The sequence below is a fragment of the Caulobacter sp. LARHSG274 genome (assembly GCF_052871235.1).
Window position 1 is genome coordinate 136,202 of sequence record NZ_JBIXJO010000004.1, and the last position, 23,161, is coordinate 159,362.

General features: G+C 68.4%; 28 protein-coding genes. 17 read left to right on the plus strand and 11 right to left on the minus strand.

What is annotated here, in order from left to right; all coding sequences use genetic code 11:
* Window positions 1–20 precede the first annotated feature (20 nt).
* A complete protein-coding gene (locus ACIPQB_RS10820) occupies window positions 21–491 on the plus strand; it encodes a MarR family winged helix-turn-helix transcriptional regulator (RefSeq protein WP_446485230.1) in 471 nt (156 codons plus the stop codon).
* Here ACIPQB_RS10820 and ACIPQB_RS10825 read toward each other — a convergent pair.
* The gene (locus tag ACIPQB_RS10825) at window positions 488–1,366 is read right to left on the minus strand and encodes a LysR substrate-binding domain-containing protein (protein ID WP_446485231.1); all 879 of its coding nucleotides are present in this window, start codon (window positions 1,364–1,366) and stop codon (window positions 488–490) included. The two genes, ACIPQB_RS10820 and ACIPQB_RS10825, sit on opposite strands and share 4 nt — an antisense overlap.
* Window positions 1,367–1,484: 118 nt before the next feature.
* On the opposite strand from ACIPQB_RS10825, the gene ACIPQB_RS10830 reads away from it, so the two are divergent.
* Window positions 1,485–1,616: a hypothetical protein gene (locus tag ACIPQB_RS10830; RefSeq protein ID WP_446485232.1), complete on the plus strand. Its 132-nt coding sequence runs from the start codon at window positions 1,485–1,487 to the stop codon at window positions 1,614–1,616.
* A gap of 92 nt (window positions 1,617–1,708) precedes the next feature.
* On the opposite strand, the gene ACIPQB_RS10835 is transcribed toward ACIPQB_RS10830, so the two are convergent.
* The gene (locus ACIPQB_RS10835) at window positions 1,709–2,650 is read right to left on the minus strand and encodes an electron transfer flavoprotein subunit alpha/FixB family protein (protein WP_446485233.1); all 942 of its coding nucleotides are present in this window, start codon (window positions 2,648–2,650) and stop codon (window positions 1,709–1,711) included.
* Complete coding sequence (locus ACIPQB_RS10840) at window positions 2,651–3,397, minus strand: electron transfer flavoprotein subunit beta/FixA family protein (protein WP_446485234.1); 747 nt, start codon at window positions 3,395–3,397, stop codon at window positions 2,651–2,653. It lies immediately after the preceding gene.
* Between the two features lie 240 nt (window positions 3,398–3,637).
* Between ACIPQB_RS10840 and ACIPQB_RS10845 the strand changes: the two genes are divergently transcribed.
* Both ACIPQB_RS10845 and ACIPQB_RS10850 read left to right on the plus strand, forming a co-directional pair.
* Entirely contained in the window at window positions 3,638–4,147 is a 510-nt protein-coding gene (locus ACIPQB_RS10845; protein ID WP_446485235.1) for a DUF1993 family protein, read from the plus strand.
* A 69-nt stretch (window positions 4,148–4,216) separates the two neighbouring features.
* Window positions 4,217–4,468, plus strand: coding sequence for a hypothetical protein (locus ACIPQB_RS10850; protein WP_446485236.1), 252 nt, complete (start codon window positions 4,217–4,219; stop codon window positions 4,466–4,468).
* Between the two features lie 24 nt (window positions 4,469–4,492).
* Here the strand turns inward: ACIPQB_RS10850 and ACIPQB_RS10855 are convergent, their stop codons facing one another.
* Together ACIPQB_RS10855 and ACIPQB_RS10860 are read right to left on the minus strand one after the other, a co-directional pair.
* On the minus strand, window positions 4,493–5,071 hold the full coding sequence (locus ACIPQB_RS10855) for a cob(I)yrinic acid a,c-diamide adenosyltransferase (protein WP_446485237.1): 579 nt from the start codon (window positions 5,069–5,071) through the stop codon (window positions 4,493–4,495).
* Window positions 5,072–5,398: 327 nt separating this feature from the next.
* Window positions 5,399–5,596, minus strand: coding sequence for a twin transmembrane helix small protein (locus ACIPQB_RS10860; RefSeq protein ID WP_446485238.1), 198 nt, complete (start codon window positions 5,594–5,596; stop codon window positions 5,399–5,401).
* Window positions 5,597–5,930: 334 nt separating this feature from the next.
* Here ACIPQB_RS10860 and ACIPQB_RS10865 point away from each other — a divergent pair, with 334 nt between their 5' ends.
* From ACIPQB_RS10865 to ACIPQB_RS10875, 3 genes are all read left to right on the plus strand, one after another.
* Window positions 5,931–6,155: a hypothetical protein gene (locus ACIPQB_RS10865; protein ID WP_446485365.1), complete on the plus strand. Its 225-nt coding sequence runs from the start codon at window positions 5,931–5,933 to the stop codon at window positions 6,153–6,155.
* Window positions 6,152–6,799 (plus strand): TetR/AcrR family transcriptional regulator, encoded by a 648-nt coding sequence (locus tag ACIPQB_RS10870; RefSeq protein ID WP_446485239.1) that lies wholly within the window; start codon window positions 6,152–6,154, stop codon window positions 6,797–6,799. The genes ACIPQB_RS10865 and ACIPQB_RS10870 overlap by 4 nt, the downstream gene beginning before the upstream one ends.
* Window positions 6,800–6,884: 85 nt before the next feature.
* Window positions 6,885–7,490: a TetR/AcrR family transcriptional regulator gene (locus tag ACIPQB_RS10875; protein WP_446485240.1), complete on the plus strand. Its 606-nt coding sequence runs from the start codon at window positions 6,885–6,887 to the stop codon at window positions 7,488–7,490.
* A gap of 19 nt (window positions 7,491–7,509) precedes the next feature.
* Here the strand turns inward: ACIPQB_RS10875 and ACIPQB_RS10880 are convergent, their stop codons facing one another.
* Window positions 7,510–9,117 carry a serine hydrolase gene (locus ACIPQB_RS10880; RefSeq protein WP_446485241.1) on the minus strand — a complete coding sequence of 536 codons (1,608 nt, stop codon included), beginning with the start codon at window positions 9,115–9,117 and terminating at the stop codon, window positions 7,510–7,512.
* 260 nt (window positions 9,118–9,377) lie between these two features.
* Between ACIPQB_RS10880 and ACIPQB_RS10885 the strand changes: the two genes are divergently transcribed.
* Window positions 9,378–9,761 (plus strand): hypothetical protein, encoded by a 384-nt coding sequence (locus ACIPQB_RS10885; RefSeq protein ID WP_446485242.1) that lies wholly within the window; start codon window positions 9,378–9,380, stop codon window positions 9,759–9,761.
* A gap of 992 nt (window positions 9,762–10,753) precedes the next feature.
* Here the strand turns inward: ACIPQB_RS10885 and ACIPQB_RS10890 are convergent.
* Complete coding sequence (locus tag ACIPQB_RS10890; RefSeq protein ID WP_446485243.1) at window positions 10,754–12,448, minus strand: acyl-CoA dehydrogenase family protein; 1,695 nt, start codon at window positions 12,446–12,448, stop codon at window positions 10,754–10,756.
* 247 nt (window positions 12,449–12,695) lie between these two features.
* Here ACIPQB_RS10890 and ACIPQB_RS10895 point away from each other — a divergent pair, with 247 nt between their 5' ends.
* Complete coding sequence (locus ACIPQB_RS10895; RefSeq protein ID WP_446485244.1) at window positions 12,696–13,271, plus strand: SH3 domain-containing protein; 576 nt, start codon at window positions 12,696–12,698, stop codon at window positions 13,269–13,271.
* Window positions 13,272–13,362: 91 nt separating this feature from the next.
* Here ACIPQB_RS10895 and ACIPQB_RS10900 read toward each other — a convergent pair whose 3' ends face one another.
* Together ACIPQB_RS10900 and ACIPQB_RS10905 are read right to left on the minus strand one after the other, a co-directional pair.
* The gene (locus ACIPQB_RS10900; protein WP_446485245.1) at window positions 13,363–13,863 is read right to left on the minus strand and encodes a CPBP family glutamic-type intramembrane protease; all 501 of its coding nucleotides are present in this window, start codon (window positions 13,861–13,863) and stop codon (window positions 13,363–13,365) included.
* Between the two features lie 40 nt (window positions 13,864–13,903).
* The gene (locus tag ACIPQB_RS10905; RefSeq protein ID WP_446485246.1) at window positions 13,904–15,193 is read right to left on the minus strand and encodes a lytic murein transglycosylase; all 1,290 of its coding nucleotides are present in this window, start codon (window positions 15,191–15,193) and stop codon (window positions 13,904–13,906) included.
* Window positions 15,194–15,423: 230 nt separating this feature from the next.
* Between ACIPQB_RS10905 and ykgO the strand changes: the two genes are divergently transcribed.
* The 6 genes from ykgO to ACIPQB_RS10935 all read left to right on the plus strand — a co-directional run bounded on the left by ykgO (window position 15,424) and on the right by ACIPQB_RS10935 (window position 18,695).
* Window positions 15,424–15,549, plus strand: a complete 126-nt coding sequence (gene ykgO, locus ACIPQB_RS10910; protein WP_018061125.1) for a type B 50S ribosomal protein L36 — start codon at window positions 15,424–15,426, stop codon at window positions 15,547–15,549.
* Window positions 15,549–16,166, plus strand: coding sequence for an HAD family hydrolase (locus tag ACIPQB_RS10915; protein WP_446485247.1), 618 nt, complete (start codon window positions 15,549–15,551; stop codon window positions 16,164–16,166). Before ykgO ends, ACIPQB_RS10915 begins: the two co-directional genes overlap by 1 nt.
* A gap of 71 nt (window positions 16,167–16,237) precedes the next feature.
* Complete coding sequence (locus ACIPQB_RS10920) at window positions 16,238–17,113, plus strand: NAD(P)-dependent oxidoreductase (protein ID WP_446485248.1); 876 nt, start codon at window positions 16,238–16,240, stop codon at window positions 17,111–17,113.
* A gap of 92 nt (window positions 17,114–17,205) precedes the next feature.
* Window positions 17,206–17,475, plus strand: coding sequence for a DUF2312 domain-containing protein (locus ACIPQB_RS10925; RefSeq protein ID WP_018112952.1), 270 nt, complete (start codon window positions 17,206–17,208; stop codon window positions 17,473–17,475).
* 107 nt (window positions 17,476–17,582) lie between these two features.
* Window positions 17,583–17,930 (plus strand): hypothetical protein, encoded by a 348-nt coding sequence (locus ACIPQB_RS10930; protein ID WP_446485249.1) that lies wholly within the window; start codon window positions 17,583–17,585, stop codon window positions 17,928–17,930.
* Between the two features lie 300 nt (window positions 17,931–18,230).
* Complete coding sequence (locus ACIPQB_RS10935; protein WP_446485250.1) at window positions 18,231–18,695, plus strand: hypothetical protein; 465 nt, start codon at window positions 18,231–18,233, stop codon at window positions 18,693–18,695.
* Window positions 18,696–18,788: 93 nt separating this feature from the next.
* Here the strand turns inward: ACIPQB_RS10935 and ACIPQB_RS10940 are convergent, their stop codons facing one another.
* Both ACIPQB_RS10940 and ACIPQB_RS10945 read right to left on the minus strand, forming a co-directional pair.
* Window positions 18,789–20,261 carry a sigma-54-dependent transcriptional regulator gene (locus ACIPQB_RS10940; protein ID WP_446485251.1) on the minus strand — a complete coding sequence of 491 codons (1,473 nt, stop codon included), beginning with the start codon at window positions 20,259–20,261 and terminating at the stop codon, window positions 18,789–18,791.
* A gap of 154 nt (window positions 20,262–20,415) precedes the next feature.
* Window positions 20,416–20,799 carry a hypothetical protein gene (locus ACIPQB_RS10945; RefSeq protein ID WP_446485252.1) on the minus strand — a complete coding sequence of 128 codons (384 nt, stop codon included), beginning with the start codon at window positions 20,797–20,799 and terminating at the stop codon, window positions 20,416–20,418.
* Between the two features lie 227 nt (window positions 20,800–21,026).
* Between ACIPQB_RS10945 and ACIPQB_RS10950 the strand changes: the two genes are divergently transcribed.
* Together ACIPQB_RS10950 and ACIPQB_RS10955 are read left to right on the plus strand one after the other, a co-directional pair.
* Window positions 21,027–21,362 (plus strand): hypothetical protein, encoded by a 336-nt coding sequence (locus ACIPQB_RS10950; protein WP_446485253.1) that lies wholly within the window; start codon window positions 21,027–21,029, stop codon window positions 21,360–21,362.
* A 2-nt stretch (window positions 21,363–21,364) separates the two neighbouring features.
* Window positions 21,365–23,155, plus strand: coding sequence for a M3 family oligoendopeptidase (locus ACIPQB_RS10955; RefSeq protein ID WP_446485254.1), 1,791 nt, complete (start codon window positions 21,365–21,367; stop codon window positions 23,153–23,155).
* Window positions 23,156–23,161 lie beyond the last annotated feature (6 nt).

The window sequence follows — 23,161 nt, forward strand, 5'->3', positions numbered from 1 at the left end:
GGCGCGTGTCAACAAAAACCGTGCAAAGTACACATATCCTGCAATCCCTGCCCGAGCTGCACCGGTCGCTGGTCGACCTCGTCAGCGCACTGAACCGACCCGAGAACGACGCGGCCATGCTGGAAAAGGCCGGCCTGGCGCTGGAGCGGGCGCTGTTCCCGCTGCTGGTGCTGGTCGAGCGGCTGGGGCCGATCGGGGTGGTCGACCTGGCCGGGCGGGTCGGGCGCGACCACACCACGGTCAGCCGCCAGGTCGCCCGGCTGGAGGCGCTGGGCCTGGTCGAGCGGCGAGCCAGCCCGGCCGACGGCCGGGTTCGCGAGGCGGTGATCACGCCGCGCGGCAAGGCGGCGACCGACGCGGTCGACGCGGCGCGCGGGCGCATGGCCCTGGAGCTGTTCGCGACCTGGAGCCAGGAGGATTTCGACGACCTGGTGCGGCTGATGCGGCGGTTCGCCGACGGGCTGAACGCGGTGACGGAAGGGCCGAGCTAGGCTCGCCGGTCGGCCGTCTCGGCCAGGAACCAGTCGCGCAGCTTGAGAATCCGGGCCAGCTTGGGACTGTCGGCGCGCCAGACGAAATGGTTGCCGGTCTCGACGCCGACCTCGCCGGCGAACGGACGGACCAGCCGGCCTTCGCGCAGGTCGCGTTCGGCCAGGCCGCTGCGGGCCAGGGCCACGCCCACCCCGTGGGCGGCGGTGTCGAGCATCAGGGCGGTGTCCTCGAAGCCCAGGCCCTGCTGGCGCGGCGCCTCGTCAATGCCCATGGCCGTCAGCCAGATCGACCACGGCAGGCCGACATGGCGCAGCAGCGGCGCGTCCAGAAGGTCGCGCGGCTCGCGGATCGGGTGGCGGACCAGGAAGTCGGGGCTGCAGACCGGGAAGATCCGCTCGATCATCAGGGTGGCGACCTCGACGCCCGGCCACGACCCGCGGCCGAAGCGCAGGGCGATGTCGACGCCGTCGGTCGCCAGGTCGGCGACCCGGTCCTCGGCCCGGACGATCAGGTCGGGCTCGCCGGTCTCCTCGGCCAGGCGCGCCAGGCGGGGGACCAGCCAGCGGCTGGCGAAGGCGGCGCCGCTGCTGATCACCAGCGGCCCGCGGGCGGCCATCCGGGCCTCGTCGACGCCGACGTGCAGGGTCGCCAGGGCGGCGGTCACCTGGCCGGCCAGGCGCTGGCCGGTGGCGGTGGGGATCATGGCGTTACCCTGGCGGACGAACAGCCTGGTCCCCAGCTCGTCCTCCAGCTTGCGGATCTGCTGGCTGACCGCGCCGTGGGTGACGTGCAGCTCGCGGGCCGCGCGGCTGTAGCTCTGGTGGCGGGCGGCGGCTTCCAGGGCGGTGAGGGTCAGGAACGGCGGCAGGCGCATAGATGTTAGCTCAACTCACAAGTCAGCGCAGATACCATCGTTCGCAAAGCGTGTCACGCAGGGGCATCTTGTGTGTGCAAGGCCGCCGTGGCCGACATTCAAACTCACAGGTGCTCCGATGAAACTGCTGCTGATCGCCGGCGTCGCCGTCCTCTCGATGCTGATGGCCTCGGCCGACAACTCCAACTCGCCGGTCAAGGGCGACGCCTTCGCCTGGGCCGCGGGCATCCCGATCGACAGTCCGAAGTGAGGGGGAGATCGAGATTGCTCCGCGAAGGCTCGGGCCAAAGAAAAAGGCCCGGGATCGCTCCCGGGCCCTCTCCGTCCGTCCAATGGGAAGGGCTACTTCCCCGCCGCGGCCAGGGCGTCCATCAGTTCGGGGACGGCGGCCTTGTAATCGGCGACCAGGCCGTAGTCGGCGACCTGGAAGATCGGGGCGTCGGCGTCCTTGTTGATGGCGACGATGATCTTGCTGTCCTTCATGCCAGCCAGGTGCTGGATGGCCCCGGAAATGCCGATGGCGATGTAGAGGGCCGGGGCGACGACCTTGCCGGTCTGGCCGACCTGATAGTCGTTGGGGGCGTAGCCGGCGTCGACCGCGGCGCGGCTGGCCCCGACCGCGGCGCCCAGCTTGTCGGCCAAGGGCTCGATGATCTTGCTGAACTCCTCGGCCGAGCCCATGGCGCGACCGCCGGAGACGACGATCTTGGCGGCCGCCAGTTCGGGACGGTCGGACTTGACCATCTCCTCGCTGACGAAGCGGGTCTTGGCCGCCTCGGCGCCGCCGACCGCTTCGACCGGGGCCGAGCCGCCTTCCGCCGCCGCCGCGAAGGCGGTCGGGCGCACGGTGATCACCTTCTTGGCGTCCGAGCTCTGGACGGTCTCCAGGGCGTTGCCGGCGTAGATCGGCCGGGTGAAGGTGTCGGGGCCGACCACCTCGACGATGTCGCTGATCGGGGCCACGTCCAGCTTGGCCGCCACGCGCGGGGCGAAGTTCTTGCCGCCCGCGGTGGCCGGGACCAGGATGGCGTCATAGCCGCCGGCCAGGGCCAGCACCGCCGCGGCCTGGGCCTCGGCCAGGCCATGGCCCAGGGCCGGGCTGTCGGCCAGCAGCACCTTGCGCACGCCGGCGATCTTGCCGGCGGCCTCGGCCACGGCCTGGGCGCCCTGGCCCATGACCAGCACGTCCACGTCGGACGACAGCTTCAGGGCGGCGGTGACGGTCTTGTGGGTGCCGTCGCGCAGGTGCGCGTTGTCGTTGTCGGCGACGACCAGAACAGCCATTTACAGCACTCCCGCGGTCTTGAGCTTGGAAACCAGGTCGGCGGCGGACTCGAGCTTGACGCCGGCCGAGCGCTTGGCCGGTTCGGCCACCTTCAGCACCGTCAGGCGCGGGGCGATGTCGACCCCGTAGTCGGCGACCGTCTTGCTGGCGATCTCCTTCTTCTTGGCCTTCATGATGTTGGGCAGGGAGGCGTAGCGCGGCTCGTTCAGGCGCAGGTCGGCGGTGACCACCGCCGGCAGGTCGACCTCCAGGGTCTGCAGACCGCCGTCGACCTCGCGGGTGACCTTGGCGGTCGCACCGGCGATCTCCACGGCCGAGGCGTAGGTCGCCTGCGGCCAGTCCAGCAGGGCCGACAGCATCTGGCCCACGGCGTTGTTGTCGCCGTCGATCGCCTGCTTGCCCATCAGCACCAGGCCGGGCTTCTCCTCGGCCACGACCGCCGCCAGCAGCTTGGCCACCGCCAACGGTTCCGGATCGGCGTCGGTGACGATCAGGATCCCGCGGTCGCCGCCCATGGCCAGGGCCGTGCGGATGGTCTCCTGCGCCTGCTGCGGTCCGATCGAGACAATCACCACCTCGTCGGCGGCGCCCTTCTCCTTCAGCCGCACGGCCTCCTCGACCGCGATCTCGCAGAACGGATTCATCGACATCTTGACGTTCGCCAGGTCGACGCCGCTCTGGTCCGCCTTCACGCGAACCTTCACATTGTAGTCAATCACCCGCTTGACCGGGACCAGAACCTTCATCGGTCTACGCCGCCTCCTGGCTAGTATTTCCTGCCTGCTTGGACGCCATTACCGCGTCCGTCCAGGTTTGCAAGCTTCCCCTGACGTAAGCGTAATAGCCATATCGCCCTTGCGTTCAAACGACCGTAGGACAGTTCAGGCCGGGCGTCTGCCGCGTTGCGCGCGCAAATTGCACGAAGCCCCTGGCGGCCGGCGCGCGGCGGTGGGACAAGCGCTGCTCGACGAAACGGGGAGCGCATCGTGACTGTCAATCTCTATAGCTTCATTGATCTGTACGACCGGGCGCTGGCTACGGCCGCGCACCTGCTGGACAAGGGCGTGGCGCACGCGGCCGCCGAGGGCGTGAGCGAGACCGAGATGCTAGCCTGGCGGCTGATCGACGACATGCACCCGCTGAGCTTTCAGCTGATGGTGGCCATCAACTTCTCGCGCCAATGGCCCGCCAGGGTCGCCGGCCTGCTGGAAGCGCCGGCCGTCGGCGTCGACCTCAGCGTGGCGCAGTTCAAGCAGGCCATCGCCGACGCCCGGCACGACCTCGCCGCCCTGACGCCGGCGCAGTTCGAGGGCCGCGACCAGGTCCCGCTGGCGTTCAAGATCGGCGAGCACATGGAGCCGACCCTGCCGGCCGGCCAGTGGCTGGCGGTGTTCGCGACCACCAACATCCATTTCCACCTGTCCACGGCCTACGGGATCCTGCGCGCGCACGGGGTTCCGATCGGCAAGGCGGACCTGTTCGCCCGCGGGCTCTGACCGCGTTCGAACGCGACCGCGGCGCACATGGCTCTGGCCAGCCCGGCGACGGGCGATTATGAGGCGCTCATGAAGAGCAATATCACCCGCCTGCAGATCGCCTTCTTCGGCCTGTTCCTGGCCGGCAGCCTCAGCGTCGTGGCCTATCACTACTTCTGGGTCTGGCCCAAGGCGCGCTGCGAGGCGCGCGGCGGGGTCTGGGCGGGCCGGTGGATGAAGTGCGGCACGATCTATTCGATCGAGACCCTGACCCGCCGGCCGCTGAACGTGCCGCCGATCAACACCGATCCGAAGAAGATGACCGGCGCGGCGAAGAAGTAGCGCCCTTGCGCCGCAGCCGGCGAACTACCGCGTCGCCCCCGGCTTCCACAGCACGTCGGCCGCGCCGTCGGCATTGGCTCGCCGGGCCGCCACGAACAGCAGGTCCGACAGGCGGTTGAGATATTTCAGCGCCGGGCCGCCGACGATCTCGCCCTCGACGCCCGCCAGTTCCACCACCTTGCGCTCGGCGCGGCGGCAGACGGTGCGGGCCACGTGCAGGGCCGCGGCGGCCGGCGAGCCGGCGGGCAGGACGAACGAGGTCAGGGGCGAGAGCCGGGCGTTGATGGCGTCGATCTCGCGCTCCAGCCGCTCGACCTGGCTGTCGACCACCCGCAGCGGCTCCCAGTCGGGCTTTCCGTTCTGCTCAGGGGTGGCCAGGTCGGCGCCCAGGTCGAAGAGGTCGTTCTGGATGCGCTCGAGCAGGGCGTCGAGCTCAGGGTCGCCGCCGGTGTGCTGGCGGGCGACGCCGACGAAGGCGTTGGTCTCGTCGACCCCGCCATAGGCCTCGACCCGCAGCGAGGCCTTGCTGACCGGCTGACCGGTCGACAGTCGCGTCAGGCCCTGGTCGCCGGTGCGAGTATAGATCCGGTTCAGTGTCACCATCGATCGGTCCTCAGTCCACGGCGCCAGGGGCAATATGTCCTAGGGCAACTTGTCCTAGCGCTATTCGTGCGCGGTTCTGCTCAACTCGCCTTACGGAAGCGCCGCATCCCCCCGCGCCGGTTCCGCTGTTTCCTCAGTGGCTTTCAGTATCCAGTGGCTTGGAAGTGTTCGTAGCTTAGGCGCGATGGCCGCTCCCGTCGGAAGCGGAAAGCGGTCATCGCGTTTGCTAGAGCCGAACGTGCGATACGAGACTCACGCGACCGGCTCTAGCTTTTTGTTTGCGCATCGTTTTTGCGGAAAACCGGCGTCCACTTTTCCGCACGATGCTTAGTGACTACGCCACCAGAAGGCGGCCGCCAGCACCAGAATGGCCACGAACTGCAGCACCACCCTCAGGCGCATCAGCTTGTTGGAATAGGAGCGTCCGAAATCTCCGCCCTTGAACAGGGCGAAGACGCCGACGCAGAGGGTGATCAGCACCGCGCCCAACGCGATGGGGATCAGAAGATCGAACAGTCTGTCCATGGCGGCAAACTAGGCGCTCCGCCCAGGCTTGGCCAGAGTGCGTCCGCCCGTCCGTCGTTTGATCCGGCGTCCCAGTGCTGATTCGAACCGATACCGCGTTCGTCGACTGCGTTCGTTGAGCGCATTTGTCGCAGTGACTTCGGTGTACCGGTACCATACATCGATAAAACGCTACCATTTGGCGATTTATGGGCTGCTTTTCGGTTGCAACCCCTTGCGCTGACGCGTAAAGCCGCCGACCTCAATGCCTAGTGTGCGTTCGTTGAACATGATCATCTCCTCACCGCAGATCATTTCGACGCCATGTCCCAGCGGGGAGGCAGGAGAGACCAGAATGGCTCAAAGCGCTTGCGCCCTCGTCGACTTCTCCGCGTCCGAACGCGAAGAAGCCATGGCGGAAGTCCGCCAGCTGATCACCGACCTGCGCGACGCCGCACAGGATGGCCGCGCCCTGGCGCGGCGCTACGCCGACGTCCTTCAGAACGTCGTCGACGAATATTGCATTGAATTCGAGAAGCGCGCCGAGGCTGCGCTTGCTCGCCTGGAGGCCGTTGCATGAGCTTTGTATCCCTGAATATCGAATCCCCGACCGACGCCCCGGCCAAGCTGACCCGCCGGGCCCTGGCCAAGCAGCGCACCCGCGAGCGGGTGCTGTCGGCGGCTCGCCGCCTGTTCACCGAGCGGGGCTATGAGGGCGCGACCATCCGCGACATCGCCCAGGCCGCCGGCATGTCGACGGGCGCGGTGTTCGCCAGCTTCGCCGACAAGTCGGAGCTGTTCGACGAGATCCTGACCACCGACTACGAAATCATCTACGCCCAGATGCGGCAGGCCGGCCAGGACGCCCAGAGCGTCGACGAGGGCGTGATCGGCATGTTCGCCGTCGCCTACGGCTTCCACATCGAGCAACTGCCGCTGCTGCAGGCCAGCATCGCCGTGTCGTGGACCCGTTCGGAAACCGCCGAACGCCGCAACCGCAGCCATCTCAAGCACATCTTCGCCCTGCTGGACGGCGTTCTGGCCCGCGGCGTCGAACGGGGCGAGCTGAAGGCCGATATCGACGCGAAGTTGCTCGCCGAGATCATCTGGGACGTGTATGTCGCCAATTACCGCCGGGCGATCTTCGACGCCTGGTCGGTTGAAGCACTGCTGGCGCGGCTTTCGGAGCAACTGAAAGTCATTCTGGCGGGCGCACGCGCTTAAGTCACGACCGGGGGCCGCCGCTCCTTGTCGGCGCGGCGGCCCCCGGACAAAATATTGCGACGCAGGCGATCCGGGGGGAGAGTGCGTGGGCGTACGGGACGATCAGAAACAGGCGACGCGCGAGAAGGTTCTCGACGCGGCGCGCGACCTCTTCAACGAGACGGGCTACGACGAGACCACCATCCGGGCGATCGCCGAACGGGCGGGGGTTTCGGTCGGCAGCGTCTTCACCACCTTCGCTTCCAAGGCCGAGGTGCTCAGCCATGTGATGGAAAAGCGGTTGGGCGAGCTCTATGCCGAGTTCGACCGCGTCGTGCCCTATCTGCGCGGCTCCACCGCCGACCGGCTGTGCTCGATCTTCGCCATTCACTACGAGTTCGAGACCCGGCGGGTGAAGCTGTTCCTGGCCCACATCGCCGCCTCCTACAATCCCGCCAACGAACCCGGCGTCAAACCGTTCGGTCGCAACGAACGGCTCAGCCGGATGCTGCACGACGTGATCGAGGACGGCATACGGCGCGGCGACGTGCGCCCGGACGTCGATCCAGGGCTGGCGGTAGACGTGCTCAAGGCGACCTACGCCTGGAACTACCGCCTGGCCGCGGCCGGCGGCGCCGTCCAGGCCGTCGAGCTGTCGGCGGCCATGGACCGCCAGATCGCCTTCATCGCCGAGGCCTGGCGGCCGCGGTAGGGGATCGCCCTCGCGGTCGTCACACCCTCGTCAGCTTCAAATCCTGATAATCATAGGAAAAGTCCGCCAGCGGCGAGACCGCGCGCATCGTGGCGCCCGTCACGGCGCCGTCCTTGACCGAGAACGCCACGAAGGCGTCCTCCTGCGAGCGGTCGTCGAAGCGGGTGCGGAAGGTGTCGCCGTCGAAGGTCTCCAGCGCGCCCTTCAGGGCCGGGGTCTTGTCGAAGGCGATCTTCAGGCCCTTCTTCCCCGCCGTCGACACCGTGATCGTCCCGTACCAGGGATCGCGATAGACGCCGGCATAGGCGGCCAGCGGCAGGCTCGGCTTGACGCCGCCGCCCTTGGGGGTGACGGCCTCGGCGGCCTCCTTGACGGTCTTTTCGTCGGTCTGGGCCTGGACCCGCCGGCTGGAGGCGATCCAGTCGAAGTCGCTGCGCCCCTGCAACCGGTCGGGCCCGCCGTAGCGCAGGGACCGCAGGACGGGGTTCTCCTCGGCGTTGGTCATCACCATGATCCCCGACCGCCGGCCGGGCAGCAGGCCGGTATAGGAGATGAAGCCGGCCAGGCCGCCGGTGTGCGACAGCAGCCGCTCGCCGCGATGGTCTTGGATGAACCAGCCCAGGCCATAGGCCTGCAGGGTCGGGCGCACCGGGTTCTCGGCCGTCGGACCGTCGTACCAGGCGGTGAGGGTGTGGGGCTTCCACATCTCGCGGGCCGAGGCCTCGGTCCACAGCGGCTTGCCGCCCGGCGGCGTTCCCAGGCCCAGCTGCGCCCGCATCCACTTGCCGATGTCGCGCGGCGAGGTGTTGAGGCCGCCGGCCGCCCCGGCGGCGTCGAAGCTGCCGTCATAGGGCAGGACGGTCTGGGGGCCCAGGCCGCGCACCGGCGGTCCCATGCGGGCGTGGGGCTCGGCCCGCGAGCGCTGGCCGACCAGGGAAGGCAGGGGGACGCTGTCGGCCATGCCCAGCGGGTCGAGGATCCGCGCCTGGATGAACGCTTCCCAGGGCGCGCCGGTGACGGCGGCGATCACCTCGCCGGCCACCACATAGAGCACGTTGTCATAGGCGTAGCCGCTGCGGAAACCGGTCCCGATCGGCAGGTATTTCAGCCCCGCGACGATCTCGGCCCGGCTGTGGGTGGGATTGGGCCAGATCATCAGGTCGCCGGCCCCCAGGGTCAGGCCGGAGCGGTGGCACAGCAGGTCGCGCACGGTCATCAGCCGGGTGACGACCGGATCGCTCATCTCGAAGGTCGGCAGGTATCGGGTGACCGGCGCGTCCCATTCGACCCTGTTCGCCTCGACCAGCATGGCCAGGGCGGCGGCGGTGAAGGCCTTGGTGTTGGAGGCCACCCCGAACAGGGTGGAGTCGACGACCTTGTCGGTCCCGCCCAGGCGCTTGACGCCATAGCCCTTGGCCAGGGTGATCTCGCCGTCCTCGACGACGCAGATTCCCAGGCCGGGTTGGTCGGGGAAGGCGGCCATCACCTGCTGGGCGTAGAGGTCGACCGCCGCCGCGGCCTTGCCGGTTTCGGCCGCCCCCGCCGAGCGCGGCGTCGCGGCCAGGGCGCCGGTCCCCACGGTGGCGAAGGCCGACAGCAGGGCGGTGCGGCGGGTGGTGGCGATCATGGGGGCGTTCCGGTGAGGGCCTGAGAAGCTAGGCTGACCCGACGCGTTCCGACAAGCGCTTCGGCGGCTTTTCGACCCTTACCGGGCGCTCGCGCTTGGTGTCGGGCCAGCTGTTCAACTCATCGAGCGTATCGCTCCCCCGACAGAATGTTCGACATGGGCTTGCCTTGCCCGTGCCCTTGGTCTCCAAGCTTCCAGCCCGCCGGGCAACCGCCAACTCGCCTGTAGCGGCGGGATTGAACGACCCTTCCCAGGGATGATTGAAGCGGGATCAAGGCAAATCTGACAGTGAAATCACTCTTCCGATCGCCAGTAGTATTCACGCTCAGTCCGTACAAATCACCAAACGCTTCGCACTTGCCAAGGTACTCATTTTCCTTGAGCGTTGTGACTATGGTCTCCTTGCAAACCTGACCATTAATCTCGGCATTCGGGCGAGAAAACAGCTCAACCACGCTGCTATCGGCGAAAAAGAGGACCGAGCCGGCACGTCCGCCGGAGTCATCGACAACGTCTGCGCGCCAAAACGATGGGCCCAGCAACGCTTGCCTCGCCTTCATATCTTCCTGGTGCTGCTGATCGGGGGAACAGCTCAAAAGCATTGGCCAGCTTGTCAAAACAACTGCCAGGAACCGAAGCATTAGTCACCTTTGCGCAGGACTATGTGCATTTGGATTACATGCGTAGTTTTTTGAGTCAACTCGACCTTCGCGCTCGTCCGCAATCCACCCTTTGCCGCCCCCTAGAAGGTCCGGTTCCTTCGAAGTCCGCATCCGCCCGGGGCGGTTGGAAAGGGGGCGGCGGGGCAAGCTCCCTTCCCCCTTGATGGGGGAAGGGCCGGGGATGGGGGTGACTGCTGAGCTGGCGGCGCGAGGAACGCTGCGCGTTCACCCCCATCCGACCGCTTCGCGGCCACCTTCCCCCATCAAGGGAGAAGGAAAAGATAGAGGGGCTCCCGCTACAAGGGCGGGAATGGGGATCCAACGGCCTCCATCCCCGTCCCCCGCGCCCAGAACCCCAGCAACTTCAACGCCCTGAAAAATAACCAGCGTCACCCACCCGCCAGGGCTCAAACCTCCCGCACAATCAAACCTGTCTCCGTCGCGGAGGAGGGCGCTTGGTACCGACCCGAAGCGGCGATGGAGATGGAACCGAGCGGGGCCGCCTGGGCCTGGCGATCGGATCGCGGCGGGCGGCGGGGCTCAGAAGGCTCCAAGGTCTGCCGGGGACGGTCGCGGGACAGGCGGGTCGACGGGGCCGGGAGGTTCAAACCGGCCTGTTCCAGGATCTGTCGGAGTCGCTGACGGCCCCTTCCGGGCGACTTTGATCCTGCCCGTCCGAGGGGGAACGTCGATCGGGATGAAATAGGCCCTCAGTCGCCGTCCCTCGAGAAAAACGGTTTCGCGGAGCGGTCTGTCCACGCCGAAACGCACACACTAAACCCACGGTCTCCGGGCCTGGCCCGGCCGCTCCGCGCCTCCTCACCCCCTCGCCGCGAAAGCCCGAGGTCGAAAAGCCGTGTGTCCGCCTGATGCCCCATCTTAGACATTCCGGAGGTTCGCTTCGGGACCCGCCTTACCTCCCCCGACCTGTGCTCCGCCCAATCGTCGTTTCAGCGCTTCGGCGCAACCGGCCCCTAGTTCCCTTCCTCCAGCAGCCGTCGGGCGATGACCTGGGCCTGGATCTCGCCCGCGCCCTCGAAGATGTTGAGGATCCGGGCGTCGGCCAGCAGCCGGCTGGCGACATATTCCATGGCGAAGCCGTTGCCGCCGTGGATCTGCAGGGCGTTGTCGGCGGCGGCCCAGGCGACGCGGGCGGCGACCAGCTTGGCCATGCCGGCCTCGAGGTCGCAGCGCTTGCCGTCGTCCTTCTGGCGGGCGGCGTAATAGGTCAGCTGGCGCACGCCCATGATCTCGGCGGCCATCATCGCCAGCTTGTTGTGGACGCGGGGGAATTCGAAGATCGCCTGGCCGAACTGCTGGCGGTCCAGCGCGTAGCCGAGGCCGGTCTCCAGCGCCGCCTGGGCCACGCCGACGGCGCGGGCGGCGGTCTGGATACGGGCGCTCTCGAAGGTGGCCATCAACTGCTTGAAACCCTGGCCGGGCACGCCGCCGAGCAAGTTTTCGGCCGGCACGGCGAAACCGTCGAAGCCCAGCTCATATTCCTTCATGCCGCGATAGCCGATCACCCCGATCTCGCCGCCGCTCATGCCCTGGGCCGGGAAGTCGTCGCCGTCGACGCCGCGCGGCTTCTCGGCCAGCAGCATCGACAGGCCGCGATAGTCGGTCGTGGCCGGGTCGGTGCGGACCAGCAGGGTCATGACGTCGGCCCGGGCCGCGTGGGTGATCCAGGTCTTGGCGCCGGTCACCCGGTACTGGTCGCCCTGCAGCTCGGCCCGGGTGCGCAGGGCGCCCAGGTCCGAGCCGGTGTTGGGCTCGGTGAACACCGCCGTCGGCAGGATCTCGGCGCTGGCGATCCTCGGCAGCCAGTATTGCTTCTGCGCCTCCGTGCCGCCGGTCAGGATCAGCTCGCCGGCGATCTCCGAGCGGGTAGCCAGCGACCCGACGCCGATCCAGGCCCGCGACAGCTCCTCGGAGACCACGCACATGGCGGTCTTGCCCATGCCGCTGCCGCCGTATTCTTCGGGGATGGTCAGGCCGAACACCCCCAGCGCCCCCAGTTCCTCGACCAGTTCGATCGGGATCAGCTGGTCCTGCAGGTGCCACTGGTGGGCGAAGGGGGTGACCTTCTCCTCGGCGAAGGCGTGGAACTGGTCGCGGACCATCTCGAAGGTCTCGTCCAGCCCGGTGTGCTCCAGGGTCGGACGGCCGCGGGCCTGCGCCAGGCGGCGGGCGATGCGGGTCTTCACCGCCTGGGTCCCGCCCTCGATCATCAGCTTCATGATGGTGTTGGAGAACAGGCGGTTCATCACCGCGCGATCGGTGACCAGGTGGGCGGGGCGGACGATCTCGCCCTGGTTCATCGGCACGCCGCCGATCAGCTGGGCCAGATATTCGGAGAACAACAGCTGGGCCAGCAGGGCCTCGATCTCGCCGAATCGGCCCTCGGCCTCCAGCCGCTCGGCCCAGCCGGCGACCTGGTTCAGCAGCTCGGCATAGGCGGCGTACCAGCCGTAGCCATGGACCTGGTGCTGATGGTCGTCGGCCAGGCGGCGGTCGATCCGGCCGTCGGGCCCGGCGATCGCCGCCTTCACGGCCGGCCTGGCCTCGGTCACGAACAGCTGGGCGGCGCCGGCGGCCTCGCGCAGCAGGCCGGTCAGGCCCGGCAGGACCAGGGTCTCGGCGGCTTTCCGAACGGCCGTGTCGGTCATGGCTTGCTCCCGTGCGCCAAACAGTTGTTTTCTTTTACTCTGGAGCCTTTCGCACCTGCGAGCAATGCCGCAGCGCAACATAATCGCCGGCCGGGGGCGGCCCGAACCCCTTCTCCCCCAAGAAAAATCGTAGATGAACGAATTCTGTCAGCGTCGCTGTCACAGTCGTTCAGCTTCGCCTTGTCATGTTGCATACCACGGGGCCGGACAGCCTCGGCAGTATTCCAATGGGACGAAGGACTTCGACATGACCATCACCACCACCACCAAGAAGATCGCCCTGGGCCTGGCCATGACCGCCACCGCCCTGACCATGGCGACCGCCCCGGCCGCCCAGGCCCGCGTCGAGCAACGGCTGGGCGGCGTCGTCGGCTGCGACGCGGCGGGCGGCAAGCAGGAAGTCGGCGCCGTGATCGGCGGCGTCCTGGGCGGCGTCATCGGCAACAAGCTGGCCAAGCACAACCGCGGCACGGGCACCGCCGTCGGCGCGGTCGCCGGCGCCGGCGCCGGCTCCTATGTCGGCTGCTCGATGCAGAAGAAGCGTGCGGCCGAGAACGCCGGCGGCGCCTACACCAGCAACGGCATCCGCCTGGCCAACTCGGTCGAAGCCGCCCCGATGACCGAGATCAAGGGCAAGTACGTCGCCCGCTCGACCCTGAACCTGCGCGCCTCGGCCTCGACCCGCGGCGAGCGGCTTGGCTCGGTCCAAGCCGGCGAGACCTTCCAGGCCCTGGGCCGCACCGGCGACGGCAAGTGGATCCTGGTCGGCCAGGACGGCGTCGGCATCGGCTACGTCTCCAGCGCCTACGTCTACCGGGCGTAACGCCTACTAGAGCTTGGCGGACCGCCCCCAACCCCGGTCCGTCCCAGCGGCAAGCCCGCCTGTCCCCACGACAGGCGGGCTTGTTGTCGTTTCAGGCCAGGGCGCTGACGCCGCCGAGCCAAGTCTGCCAGACCACCACGAAGCCGCCGTGCAGCAGCACCGCCGGCCACAGCGATCCCGTCCGCCAGCGCATCAGCGCGCAGCCCAGGCCCAGGAGGGCGGTGCAGGCCAGAAAGTCCGGCCGCAGGAACATCGTCGCCCGCGGCAGGAAGGTCAGGGCCTCCAGCGGATGCCAGGCGACATAGAGCGCCGTCGAGATCGTGATCGCCGGCCAGGGCCGCCGGACCTCCGGCCCCGGGACCAGCCCGCCGCGGAACGGGATCTCCTCGCCGAGGGCCGGGACGAACAGCACGGTCAGCAGCCGCAGCGGCAGGCCGGGCGCGGCCGGGGTCAGGGCGTAAAGGCCGGTGGTGAAGCCGATGGCCGCCATCGCCGCGCCGGTCGCCAGGCCGACCAGGCCGCACAGCGCCCAGCCGCGCGGGGTCGGCAAGGTGGTCAGGGCGCGAATGACGCGGTCCAAGGGCCAGGGCATGGACTCAGAGTCCGACTCACAATGTTTCTGGGTCGGCTCCTTAGCTGATCCCCGCCTCGGCCTTCAGTCGGGTGACCATGTCCATCGACAGATAGCCGTCGGCGGGCAGCCGGCGGTTCTGCTGCCAGGCGCGCAGGGCCTTGCGGGTGCCGGCCCCGACCACGCCGTCGGCCGGGCCGGGGTCGAAGCCCAGGCGCCCCAGGGCGATCTGGGCGGCCATGCGATCGGCCAGGCTCAATGGCGTCTCGACCGGCCAGGCGGCGACCAGCGGCCCGCCGCCGGCGAAGCGGTCGGCCAGCAGACCGATCCCCAGGGCGTAGGAGGTCGAGTTGTTGTAGCTGCGGATCGCAAAGTGGTTGGGCAGGACCAGGAAGGCTGGTCCCGCCCAGCCCGCGGGCAGGATCAGGCCGGCGGGCGAGGCGGCGTCGGCGGGGGTCCAGGGCAGGCCGTCGGCCCGCCGCACGCCCTTGGCCTCCCACCAGGCCGGGATCTCGCGCGGGCCCTCGGCCAGACTGTAGTCGAAGCCGGCCGGCAGGATCACCTCCTTGGCCCAGCCGACGCCCGGCTTCCAGCCGCCCTTGGCGAGCAGGTTGGCGGCCGAGGCCAGGCTGTCGGCGTCGCTGCCCCAGATGTCGCGCCGCCCGTCGCCGTCCCAGTCGACCGCGGTGGCCAGGTAGTTGGACGGCAGGAACTGGGTCTGGCCCATGGCCCCGGCCCACGACCCCTTGAGCTGGGCGCGGGTGGCCTCGCCCGAGGCGATGATCTTCAGGGCGGCGATCAACTCGCCCTCGGCCCAGGCGCGCCGGCGGCCGTCGGCGGCCAGGCTGGCCATCGAGCGCACGACGTCGAAATTGCCCTGGATCTTGCCGAACGCCGATTCCATCGCCCAGACCGCCAGCAGGATGTCGCGCGGCACGCCGTAGCGGGCCTCGATGGCGGGCAGGAAGGTCAGCTCCCGGCGCTCGCCCTGGCCGACGGCCACGCGGTCCTCGCCGATCACGCCCTTGATATAGTCGCCGACCGGCTTGGAGAACTCCGGCTGCCGGCCGTCCAGGGCGATGACCTTGGGGTCCGGGGTGACGCCGTCCAACTCGCGGTCCAGCAACTGCTGGGTCAGGCCGGCGGCCAGGGCCTTCTGCTTGAAGACCGCCAGCCAGGCGTCGAAGCCGACGGCCTGGCCCGAGGCGCCGGGATCCGCGCCCGGCAGGGCCGGCGCCGGCGGCGGCGCGGCGGGCGGCTTGGGCGGGGTCACCGACGGCGCCAAGGGCGCATTGGCCGAGGTGTCGGCGCAACCGGCCAGCAGCAGAACGAGGAAAACGCGTCTATCCATGGGGGCAGGCTACCGGCGTTCGTGATGAGGCTGCAATCACAAGGGCGGCAGGACGGCGAAGGTTCCGTTTGGCTGAGAACCGGAGCCTCGCTGCTTTCGCCGTCGCGAACGCCAAGCCCCGCATTGACTCAACGCCCTGTCCTGCTTATACGCACGCCCTCCGAAACATCCCGGATGTTCCTTTCGCCACAGGGCGGCCGCGAACCTCTCCGCTGAGTATAGAGACGGTCATGAAGGTTCGTAGCTCGCTGAAGTCGCTGAAGTCGCGTCACCGCGACTGCAAGATGGTCCGCCGCAAGGGCGTGATCTATATCATCAACAAGACCGATCCGCGCTTCAAGGCCAAGCAGGGCTGATGACGCCGGTTCGGCCGCCCAGGGCTCTGCTCTGGGACGTCGGCAACGTCATCGTGCGCTGGAATCCGCGCACGCTCTACGCGAAGATCTTCAGGGAACCGGCCGACATCGACCGGTTCCTTTCGCATGTCTGCACTTCGGACTGGCATGCGGCCACCGATCGCGGCGTCAGCTTCGCCGACAACATCGCCGCCCTGAGCGCCGAGCACCCCCACCACGCCGAGCACATCGCCGCCTGGTGGGATCGCTGGCCCGAGATGTTCTCCGGCGCGATCGCCGAGACGGAATCGGTGATCGAGGACCTGGCGGCGCGCGGCGTGCCGCAGTTCGCCCTGACCAACATGTCCAGCCAGACCTGGCCGGACGTGAAGGCCATGAGCCCGGTGTTCCGCCACTTCCGCGCCGCGGTGGTCTCGGCCGAGGAGCGGGTGATCAAGCCCCAGCCGCGGATCTACGAGATCGTCCTGGAGCGCACCGGCCTAGCGCCCGCCGACCTGCTGTTCGTCGACGACAGCGCCGCCAACATCGCCGCGGCCCAGGCGATGGGCTTCCATACCCATCATTTCACCGATCCGGCGGCGCTGCGGCCGGCGATCGAGGGGGCCGGGCTGCTGTAAATCCGCGCGGCTCCTCTTGCGGGAGGCGGCGTCGAGCGCCAGTTCGACGGATCACAGCCTCGGAGATCGCCATGGACATCGGTTTTATCGGCCTGGGGGCCATGGGCCAGGCGATGGCCGCCAACCTGCTGGACAAGGGCCATGCGGTGACGGTGTGGAACCGCTCGCCCGCGGCGGTCGCCGCCCTGGTCGCCGAGGGAGCCAAGGCCGCCGCGGCGATCGACGAGACGCTGCAGGGCGACGTCGTCCTGTCGATCCTGGCCCACGATCAGGCGATCCGGGACGCTCTCCTGGAAGGCGGCGCCCTGTCGCGCGCCAAGCCGGGCCTGGTGCACGTCAATCTGGCCACCATCTCGACCGCCTTCGCGCGCGAACTGGCCGACCGACACGCCGCGCTTGGCCTGGGCTATGTCGCCGCGCCGGTGTTCGGCCGACCGCCGGTGGCGCGGGCCGGAGGGTTGAACGTCCTGGCGGCCGGCGCGCCCGAGGCGGTGGATCGCGCCATGCCGGTGCTGGAGGCCCTGGCCGCCAAGGTCTGGCCGATGGGCGAGGATCCCGTCCGCGCCAACGCCGTCAAGATCGCCGGCAACCTGATGATCGTCGCGGCCGTGGAAGCCATGGGCGAGGCGACGGCTTTGGGCGCCGCGCATGGCGTGCCGGCCGCCGACCTGCTGGACGTGCTGACCAGCACCATCTTCGCCGCGCCGATCTACAAGATCTACGGCGCCATGATCGCCGAGGGCCGCTATCATCCGCCCGGCTTCGCCGCCGACCTGGCGCTCAAGGACGTCCGCCTGGCCCAGGCGGCGGGCGACGAGAAGGGGCTGGCCCTGCCGCTCGCCGACCTGGTCGAGAGCGGGCTCGAGGCGCTGCTGGCGGGCGAGGGCGAAACCCCGGATCTCGCCGCCCTGGCCGAGGTGTCGCGCGGACGTGTGGAAGGGCGTTAAAGCAAAAGAGCGGGGAATCGGCCTTCCACTTCGCGCCCGTTGCCACTAGGTTCCGCGCCTCCCGTTTCCGACCCTTTCGCGAGATACCCGCCATGGCCGATGACGCCGCTCCGCACGCCGACGTGCTCAACTCCACCGCCCAAGGCCAGCTGAAGAGCATCATCGACCGGGTCGAGCGCCTGGAAGTCGAGAAGACCGAGATCGCCGAGCAGATCAAGGAAGTCTATGCCGAGGCCAAGGGCAACGGCTTCGACGTCAAGATCCTGCGCAAGGTGGTCCGCCTGCGCAAGACCGATCGCGCCAAGCGCCAGGAAGAGGACGCGATCCTGGACCTGTACCTGTCGGCCATCGGCGAGATCTAGTTTTTTGTCGATCGGGACGCCCCATGCGGGCGTCCCTGGGTCGCAAGAGGGTTCAACCGCCGTTTTTCCGCGTGCGTCCCGCCGCCGACGCCGACTAATCTGCGCCCATGCGCGCCAAGAAGCCGCCCGATCCCAGAGCCCAGGCCCGAAAGGCCGCCCTGAACGCGCTCAAGCGCGCGCGCCGCACCGCCGACAAGGCCGGGGTTGAGCTGTCGGAATGGGAGGGCGAGTTCCTGGGCTCGGTCGCCCAGCGCATCGAGACCTATGGCCGGGCGTTCGGCGATCCCGAAAAGGGCGGCGCCGGCCAGGCGATGTCGGTCAACCAGACCCTCAAGCTCAAGGAAATCGCCGCCAAGGCCCAGGGCAAGGGCAAAGGGGGCGAGCGCAAGCCGATGCGGCGCGGCACGGGCTTTGGTCGCCCGAGGGCGTCCCGAGCTGAGCCGGAAGAGACCTGATGGGACTTGCGGCCAATGATCGGCCGCCATTATTTTGACGAAGACGTTAAATTCGCCGTTCAAATCTAGCTTGGCTGTAAACGAGGTGCTCGAATGCTTGTATTGCTGCAAGCATCTTTGAATTTATCCAAACTTTCCGCAGTCTGTTAACTTTCCAGTAACCGTTCGCCCGGACACTCGCGACATTCTCTAAAGCGTTGGTTTTGATCATTTTTATGGTGCGGTTCCCGTTCCTGCGGAAGCCGTGCGGCGCGATGGCGTGGCCGCGTGAGAAGAGCCATGCAGAGACGGACGGAGCGAATGTCGACCATCTATCAGTATTTGCTCGAGCGGAAGACCCAGCTGGAGCTTCGCATGACCGAAGCCCAGCTTCGGGCCCAGGCGCCGTTCGAGGATGAGCTGAACGCCCTGAGCCTGGCGCTCGACGCGCTCGAACGCGGCGGACTCAACCCGCCGCGGCGGGTTCGTGCGGAGGAGCCCAGCTTCGCCGCCGTCGCGCCGGTTCGGCGCGGGCGCAAGGCGCGGTCGACGCGGGAGATGATCCTGCTGGTGCTAGGCAAGGACCGAGTCGCGCTGTCGGCGTCGGACATCGCCCTGCAACTGGCCCGGCGCTGGGCGCGGCAGGTGCCGCTGGCCGCCATGCTGGTCGAGCTTCAGGCCCTGGAACAGGAAGGCTTGGCGCGTTGGGAAGGCCGCGGCTGGACCAGCGCGGCCGAGCCGCGGACGGAGTCCGCCGGCGACGAGGCCGCCGCGATCAGCGCGTGACGGGCCGAGGCTTGGCGACGACGCGGACCGGCTGGATCAGGGCCTTGATCCGCTGTTCGCGCGGGATCTGACGAAAGCCGCCCGCCCCGAGGCTCACGAGGCTTCCTTCAGGTCGACCTCGATGCCCTGTTCGCGCACCTTGCGATAGAGGGTCGAGCGGCCGATGCCCAGGCGGCGGGCGACCTCGCTCATGTGGCCGGCATAGACCTCGATGGCGTGCTGGATCAGGTCGCGCTCGATCTCCTCCAGGGTTCGCAGATGACCACGGTCGTCGAGGATGCGCACCGGCGCATCGGCCGGCGTCCGGGCCATGGCGGCGTGGGCGGCGTGCAGCACGGCCGGCAGGTCGGGCTGGGCGGCGACCGGGGCCGGAGTCTCCGCTGGCGGCGTCGCCAGGCCCGAGATGGCCGGGAAGTCGTAGGGCTGGAGATAGGGCGCGTCGGCCAGAATGATGGCGCGGTAGACGGCGTTTTCCAGCTGCCGGACGTTGCCAGGCCAGTCGAAGGCGGTTAGCAGGCGCAGGGTCTCCGGCGCGGCCCCGACCACCCGCTTGCCTTCTTCGACATTGAACCGGCGGATGAAGGCCTCGGTCAGGGCCGGGATGTCCTCGCGCCGCTCGCGCAGGGACGGGGCCTCGATCGGGAAGACGTTGAGGCGGTAATAGAGGTCTTCGCGGAACCGGCCCTGCTCGACGGCGTGGGCCACGTCGCGGTTGGTGGCCGAGACGATGCGCACGTCGACCTTCTGCGAGCGCTTGGAGCCGACCGGATCGATCTCGCCCTCCTGCAGGGCGCGCAGCAACTTGACCTGCATGTCCAGCGGCAGTTCGCCGACCTCGTCGAGGAACAGGGTGCCGCCGTCGGCCTCCTTGAACTTGCCCAGGTGCTTGTCGGTGGCGCCGGTGAAGGAGCCCTTCTCGTGGCCGAACAGGATCGACTCGACCAGGTTCTCCGGAATGGCGCCGCAGTTGACGGCGACGAACGGTTTGCCGGCCCGCTCGGAGCCGCCATGCACGGCGCGGGCGATCAGCTCCTTGCCGACCCCGCTCTCGCCGGTGATCAGGATGGGGATCGAACTCTTGGCCGCCCGCTCGCCCATGCGCTTGACCAGGGTCATGGCCGGCGAGGTTCCGATCAGGTCGGCGAAGGTGGTGCGGTTGCCGGCCCGCTTGGTCAGGCGCTCGACCTCGCCCTTCAGCGAGGTCATCGACAGGGCGTTGCGGATCGAGACGGTGATCCGCTCGGGACTGGCCGGCTTGATGAAGAAGTCGTTGGCCCCGGCCTGCATCGCCTTGACCACTGTGTCGACGCCGCCTGACGCGGTAAGAACGATCACGGGTTGGACAAACCCGCGGGCCCGCATCTCCTTCAGGGTGTCCTGGCCCGACAGGCCGGGCATCACCAGGTCCAGCAGCACCACGTCGACGGGCGCGCCGCTGGCCAGATGGGCCATGGCCGCGTCGCCGCTCTCGGCGTGCGAGACCGCGAAGCCGTCGCGCTCGAGCACGGCCTGGATCAGCCGACGTTGAGTCGGATCGTCGTCGACGACGAGAACCGTCTTGGTCATTTGCAGACACCCACTGAACCGGCCGCATCCGACATGGGACAGGGCTCTTGTTGGTTCAGAGTGATACAGGCGCCGGGTAAAGACCGGGTTTCGGAGACGTGAGTCGGGGGTTAACAGTCGCCCTTAACGAGGTGTGACGATCGGGCGCGTCGACCTATCCCGCGCCGCCCGTCCGGCGGACCACGCCGTCGCCGTCCTGACCGACCAGCCGCGCATCGATCCGGGTCTCGCCCTCGCGGCCGACGTGGCAGACCCCGACGAAGTGCTTTTTGCGCAGCGACTTCTTCTCGGTGGTGACCGCCTCGAACTTGACGTCCATGGCGCCGTCGGGCTTGGCGCCATTGGCGTCCATGTGGGTGACGCTCAGGTCGTTCAGCGGGCCGATGTTGAACTTCTCCTTCAGCCGGTCGGTGCAACTGCTGAAGAGGATGACGCTGCGGATCGCCGTGGCCAGCGGGCCCATCGGCTTTTCGGTCGCCAAGGCTGACGGCGCGGCGACCAGCGTCAGAACGACGGCGATGGCGGCGGCCCTGGTCATCGATGTCCCCTGTGTCGACGCGGGGAATCTAAGCCAAGCGAGGCGAAGGCGCAGTTTAATTCGCGGTAATGGTGCGTCGCGCCTGGGGGGAGCCTGACACTGTGAAGAGAAACCCAGGTGGCGGCGATTGCGTCCGACCCCGCATGGGCCATATCCCTAGGGCTGTGAGCGCGGCACGACGGTAGTCCCGCCATTCCGATCCAGCTCTTGGCTCAAGGTGCAATGAAATGAACGTCGATGATTTCGTGAAGGAGAGCATTCTCCAGATCATGAAGGGCGTTCAGGATGCTCAAGACGCTTGGCGGTCTGGAGAGAACAAAGGGCACATCAACCCCGTTTGGGGAGGACATGATGGTGCTTCGAGGAATATGCGCGATATCTCGTTCGACATTGCTGTGACGGCGACCGAAACCAGCACTAGCTGTATCAAAGGAGGCTTGAAGGTGGTCGCGGTCGGCGAGTTTGGCGGCAGCGGCGATCAAGCTACGAAAAACGAGAGTGTCAGTCGTCTCACCTTCAGCGTGCCTATATTGCCCCCCGTGACCTTCATCTCCGAGACTTGAATTTGAACGCCCCCTTCAAGCCCGACGCTCTGCCCGAGTGGAACCTCGCCGACCTCTATGCCGGTCGCGACGATCCGAAGATCGAAACCGACCTGGCCGCCGCCAAGGCCGCCAATGACGAACTGGCCAGCCTGGAGGGCCTGTTCCTGCAAGCCCGCGGCGAGCCCGAGCGGCTGGGCGTGCTGCTCGACCGGGGCATACGGCTCTACGAGCAGGCTACCAACGGCCTGTGGGGCGTGGGGGCCTATGCGGGCCTGGCCGCCTCGGTCGCTCGCGACGATCCGGCCTGGGCCAAGTTCGAGGGCGACCTGCGGGCTCGCTCGTCACGGATCGCCGCCGAGAGCCTGTTCTTCTCGCTGGAGCTGAACCAGCTGGAGGACGACGAACTGGAGGCGGCGCTGAACGCCCATCCGGCCGCCCAGCGCTGGCGGCCCTGGCTGCGGCGCCTGCGGCTGTCGCGGCCGCACGAGCTGTCGGCCGAGCTGGAGCGCTACATCGTCGATCGCGGCCCGGCGGTGTCCAATTGGGTGCGGCTCTATGACGAGACCCTGGCCAAGCTGAAGGCCAAGGTCGGCGACGAGACCCTGACCCTGCCCGAGGCGCTGAACCGGCTGTCGGACCCCGACGGCCAGCGCCGCCGGGCCGCCGCCGACGCCCTGGCGCAGGCGCTGGACGATCGCGCCCCGACCCAGGGGCTGGTGATGAACACCCTGGCCTTCGAAAAGCAGGTCGAGGACCGCTGGCGGCGCTACGACAGCCCGGCCCAGTCGCGCCACTTGGCCAACGAGGTCGACGCCGACGCGGTCGACGCCCTGGAGGCGGCTGTGGTCGAGGCCTATCCGCGCCTGTCGCACCGCTACTACGCCCTGAAGGCCAAGGTCATGGGCCGCGAGACTTTGGACTATTGGGACCGCAACGCGCCCCTGACCGCCGCCGCGCCCCGCGCCTATGGCTGGGAGGAGGCCAAGGCCATGGTGCTGGACAGCTTCCAGGCCCTGGCCCCGAAGTTCGCCGACACCGCCCGGACCTTCTTTGCCCAGCCGTGGATCGACGCCCGGCCGCGGGCCGGCAAGCAGTCGGGGGCCTATTCCCACCCGGTCACCGCCGACCGCCATCCCTATGTGTTCATGAACTATATGGGCGAGCGGCGCGACGTGCTGACCCTGGCCCACGAACTGGGCCATGCGGTGCACCAGACCCTGTGTTCGCCGCTGGGCACCCTGCTGGCCGACACCCCCCTGACCCTGGCCGAGACCGCCTCGATCTTCGGCGAAGGGCTGGTGTTCGAGCAGTTGCTGGCCGAGGCGACGCCGGAGGACCGCAAGGGCCTGTTGGCCGGCAAGATCGAGGACGGGCTCAACACCGTGGTGCGGCAGATCGCCTTCCACCGCTTCGAGCGGCGTTTTCACGACGCCCGCCAGAACGGCGAGCTGAGTCCCGACCAGATCGGCCAGCTGTGGCTGGAGGTGATGGGCGAGAGCCTGGGCCCGGCCGTGACGCTGAACGCCGGCTACGAGCACTACTGGGCCTATGTCAGCCACTTCGTGCACGCGCCGTTCTATGTCTATGCCTATGCGTTCGGCGATCTGCTGGTGCGCGGCCTGATGGAGAAGCGTCGCGAGGACCCTGACGGCTTTGCGCCGCTCTACGAGGACCTGCTGGCGGCAGGCGGGACGCGGACCTATGTCGAGGCCCTGGCCCCGTTCGGCCTCAACCCGCGCGACAAGGCGTTTTGGGCGGCGGGCTGCGCCCAGCTGGAACGGCTGGTCGACGAGTTCGAAGCCCTGGTCTGACGAACG

What these genes read in the sequence shown, in the direction of transcription:
- ACIPQB_RS10825 (WP_446485231.1), bottom strand. Translation starts at nt 1,366, where the DNA reads ATGCGCCTGCCGCCGTTCCTGACCCTCACCGCCCTGGAAGCCGCCGCC.
- ykgO (WP_018061125.1), top strand. Translation starts at nt 15,424, where the DNA reads ATGAAGGTTCGTAGCTCGCTGAAGTCGCTGAAGTCGCGTCACCGCGAC.
- ACIPQB_RS10840 (WP_446485234.1), bottom strand. Translation starts at nt 3,397, where the DNA reads ATGAAGGTTCTGGTCCCGGTCAAGCGGGTGATTGACTACAATGTGAAG.
- ACIPQB_RS10935 (WP_446485250.1), top strand. Translation starts at nt 18,231, where the DNA reads ATGTCGACCATCTATCAGTATTTGCTCGAGCGGAAGACCCAGCTGGAG.
- ACIPQB_RS10855 (WP_446485237.1), bottom strand. Translation starts at nt 5,071, where the DNA reads ATGGTGACACTGAACCGGATCTATACTCGCACCGGCGACCAGGGCCTG.
- ACIPQB_RS10920 (WP_446485248.1), top strand. Translation starts at nt 16,238, where the DNA reads ATGGACATCGGTTTTATCGGCCTGGGGGCCATGGGCCAGGCGATGGCC.
- ACIPQB_RS10880 (WP_446485241.1), bottom strand. Translation starts at nt 9,117, where the DNA reads ATGATCGCCACCACCCGCCGCACCGCCCTGCTGTCGGCCTTCGCCACC.
- ACIPQB_RS10865 (WP_446485365.1), top strand. Translation starts at nt 5,931, where the DNA reads ATGGCTCAAAGCGCTTGCGCCCTCGTCGACTTCTCCGCGTCCGAACGC.
- ACIPQB_RS10830 (WP_446485232.1), top strand. Translation starts at nt 1,485, where the DNA reads ATGAAACTGCTGCTGATCGCCGGCGTCGCCGTCCTCTCGATGCTGATG.
- ACIPQB_RS10870 (WP_446485239.1), top strand. Translation starts at nt 6,152, where the DNA reads ATGAGCTTTGTATCCCTGAATATCGAATCCCCGACCGACGCCCCGGCC.
- ACIPQB_RS10900 (WP_446485245.1), bottom strand. Translation starts at nt 13,863, where the DNA reads ATGCCCTGGCCCTTGGACCGCGTCATTCGCGCCCTGACCACCTTGCCG.
- ACIPQB_RS10860 (WP_446485238.1), bottom strand. Translation starts at nt 5,596, where the DNA reads ATGGACAGACTGTTCGATCTTCTGATCCCCATCGCGTTGGGCGCGGTG.
- ACIPQB_RS10945 (WP_446485252.1), bottom strand. Translation starts at nt 20,799, where the DNA reads ATGACCAGGGCCGCCGCCATCGCCGTCGTTCTGACGCTGGTCGCCGCG.
- ACIPQB_RS10850 (WP_446485236.1), top strand. Translation starts at nt 4,217, where the DNA reads ATGAAGAGCAATATCACCCGCCTGCAGATCGCCTTCTTCGGCCTGTTC.
- ACIPQB_RS10940 (WP_446485251.1), bottom strand. Translation starts at nt 20,261, where the DNA reads ATGACCAAGACGGTTCTCGTCGTCGACGACGATCCGACTCAACGTCGG.
- ACIPQB_RS10905 (WP_446485246.1), bottom strand. Translation starts at nt 15,193, where the DNA reads ATGGATAGACGCGTTTTCCTCGTTCTGCTGCTGGCCGGTTGCGCCGAC.
- ACIPQB_RS10835 (WP_446485233.1), bottom strand. Translation starts at nt 2,650, where the DNA reads ATGGCTGTTCTGGTCGTCGCCGACAACGACAACGCGCACCTGCGCGAC.
- ACIPQB_RS10930 (WP_446485249.1), top strand. Translation starts at nt 17,583, where the DNA reads ATGCGCGCCAAGAAGCCGCCCGATCCCAGAGCCCAGGCCCGAAAGGCC.
- ACIPQB_RS10895 (WP_446485244.1), top strand. Translation starts at nt 12,696, where the DNA reads ATGACCATCACCACCACCACCAAGAAGATCGCCCTGGGCCTGGCCATG.
- ACIPQB_RS10915 (WP_446485247.1), top strand. Translation starts at nt 15,549, where the DNA reads ATGACGCCGGTTCGGCCGCCCAGGGCTCTGCTCTGGGACGTCGGCAAC.
- ACIPQB_RS10925 (WP_018112952.1), top strand. Translation starts at nt 17,206, where the DNA reads ATGGCCGATGACGCCGCTCCGCACGCCGACGTGCTCAACTCCACCGCC.
- ACIPQB_RS10950 (WP_446485253.1), top strand. Translation starts at nt 21,027, where the DNA reads ATGAACGTCGATGATTTCGTGAAGGAGAGCATTCTCCAGATCATGAAG.
- ACIPQB_RS10890 (WP_446485243.1), bottom strand. Translation starts at nt 12,448, where the DNA reads ATGACCGACACGGCCGTTCGGAAAGCCGCCGAGACCCTGGTCCTGCCG.